The organism is Halomonas alimentaria, assembly GCF_009902005.1.
In the GTDB taxonomy this organism is placed as follows: Bacteria; Pseudomonadota; Gammaproteobacteria; order Pseudomonadales; family Halomonadaceae; genus Halomonas; species Halomonas alimentaria.
On record NZ_WUTT01000001.1, the window covers coordinates 34,169 to 36,975 of the forward strand.

Here is a 2,807-nt window from a genome sequence, read left to right on the forward strand (position 1 = left end):
GTCGTGGGTCATCACAGACCCCTTGGGTGTTATATGGTCAAGCCTCACGGGCCATTAGTACCGGTTAGCTCAACGCCTTGCAGCGCTTCCACACCCGGCCTATCAACCAGCTGGTCTCGCTGGGCCCTTCAGGAGGCTCAAGGCCTCGGGGAGATCTCATCTTGAAGGGGGCTTCCCGCTTAGATGCCTTCAGCGGTTATCCTGTCCGCACATAGCTACCCGGCAATGCCACTGGCGTGACAACCGGAACACCAGAGGTGCGTCCACTCCGGTCCTCTCGTACTAGGAGCAGCTCTTCTCAAATCTCCAACGCCCACGGCAGATAGGGACCGAACTGTCTCACGACGTTCTAAACCCAGCTCGCGTACCACTTTAAATGGCGAACAGCCATACCCTTGGGACCGACTTCAGCCCCAGGATGTGATGAGCCGACATCGAGGTGCCAAACACCGCCGTCGATGTGAACTCTTGGGCGGTATCAGCCTGTTATCCCCGGAGTACCTTTTATCCGTTGAGCGATGGCCCTTCCATACAGAACCACCGGATCACTAGAACCTACTTTCGTACCTGCTCGACGTGTCTGTCTCGCAGTCAAGCACCCTTATGCTCTTGCACTCACTGCACGATTTCCAACCGTGCTGAGGGTACCTTCGTGCTCCTCCGTTACGCTTTGGGAGGAGACCGCCCCAGTCAAACTACCCACCACACACGGTCCTCGATCCAGATAATGGACCTGAGTTAGAACGCCAATGATGCCAGGCTGGTATTTCAAGGTTGGCTCCACCCGAACTGGCGTCCGGGTTTCCAAGCCTCCCAGCTATCCTACACAAGCAACATCAGCGTCCAGTGTGAAGCTATAGTAAAGGTTCACGGGGTCTTTCCGTCTAGCCGCGGGTACACAGCATCTTCACTGCGATTTCAATTTCACTGAGTCTCGGGTGGAGACAGCGTGGCCATCATTACGCCATTCGTGCAGGTCGGAACTTACCCGACAAGGAATTTCGCTACCTTAGGACCGTTATAGTTACGGCCGCCGTTTACCGGGGCTTCGATCAAGAGCTTCGCTTGCGCTAACACCATCACTTAACCTTCCGGCACCGGGCAGGCGTCATACCCTATACGTCCGCTTACGCGTTTGCAGAGTACTGTGTTTTTAATAAACAGTTGCAGCCACCTGGTATCTTCGACCGCCTCGTGCTCCGGCCGCAGGGCCTTCACACTAACGCGGCGTGCCTTCTCCCGAAGTTACGGCACCATTTTGCCTAGTTCCTTCACCCGAGTTCTCTCAAGCGCCTTGGGATTCTCACCCTGACCACCTGTGTCGGTTTGGGGTACGGTCCCACTGTATCTGAAGCTTAGAGGCTTTTCCTGGAAGCGTGGCATCGATGACTTCCTGACCGTGGTCAGTTCGTCTCGTCTCTCGGCCTTGAGGATCCGGATTTGCCTGAATCCTCAGCCTACTGACTTTCACCAGGACTACCAACGCCTGGCTCACCTAGCCTTCTCCGTCCCCCCATCGCAATACAGTGAGGTACGGGAATATTAACCCGTTTCCCATCGACTACGCCTTTCGGCCTCGCCTTAGGGGCCGACTCACTCTGCTCCGATTAGCGTCGAACAGAAACCCTTGGTCTTCCGGCGGGGGAGTTTTTCACTCCCCTTGTCGTTACTCATGTCAGCATTCGCACTCGTGATACCTCCAGCAGACCTCTCGATCTCCCTTCATCGGCTTACACGACGCTCCTCTACCGCTCGTCATTCGACGAACCCGTAGCTTCGGTACCTGGTTTGAGCCCCGTTATATCTTCCGCGCAGGCCGACTCGACTAGTGAGCTATTACGCTTTCTTTAAAGGATGGCTGCTTCTAAGCCAACCTCCTAGCTGTCTGAGCCTTCCCACATCGTTTCCCACTTAACCAGGATTTCGGGACCTTAGCTGACGGTCTGGGTTGTTTCCCTTTTCACAACGGACGTTAGCACCCGCTGTGTGTCTCCCACGCGTCACTCACCGGTATTCGGAGTTTGCCTCGGGTTGGTAAGTCGGGATGACCCCCTAGCCGAAACAGTGCTCTACCCCCGGCGGTGCTACGTGAGGCGCTACCTAAATAGCTTTCGAGGAGAACCAGCTATCTCCGGGCTTGATTAGCCTTTCACTCCGATCCACAAGTCATCCAAATCTTTTTCAACAGATCCTGGTTCGGTCCTCCAGTTGATGTTACTCAACCTTCAACCTGCTCATGGATAGATCGCCCGGTTTCGGGTCTATTCCCAGCGACTGGTCGCCCAGTTAAGACTCGGTTTCCCTACGCCTCCCCTATACGGTTAAGCTCGCCACTGAAAATAAGTCGCTGACCCATTATACAAAAGGTACGCGGTCACAGAACGAGTCTGCTCCCACTGCTTGTACGCATACGGTTTCAGGATCTATTTCACTCCCCTCTCCGGGGTTCTTTTCGCCTTTCCCTCACGGTACTGGTTCACTATCGGTCAGCCAGGAGTATTTAGCCTTGGAGGATGGTCCCCCCGTCTTCAGTCAAGGTTTCTCGTGCCCCGACCTACTCGATTTCACATGATCAGATTTTCGACTACGGGGCTGTCACCCACTATGGCCGCGCTTCCCAACGCGTTCGTCTAATCAGTCACATGCTTAAGGGCTGGTCCCCGGTCGCTCGCCGCTACTGGGGGAATCTCGGTTGATTTCTTTTCCTCAGGGTACTTAGATGTTTCAGTTCCCCTGGTTCGCCTCCCGACACCTATGTATTCAGTGCGGGATACCCAGCTTGTGCTGGGTGGGTTTCCCCATTCAGA

The 2,807-nt window shown here is 55.0% G+C and carries 1 rRNA gene (cut by a window edge); it reads right to left on the minus strand.

Annotation, left to right across the window (positions count from 1 at the left end):
• Positions 1 to 33 precede the first annotated feature (33 nt).
• A 23S ribosomal RNA gene (locus tag GRB96_RS15865) occupies positions 34 to 2,807 on the minus strand (it continues 290 nt past the right edge of the window).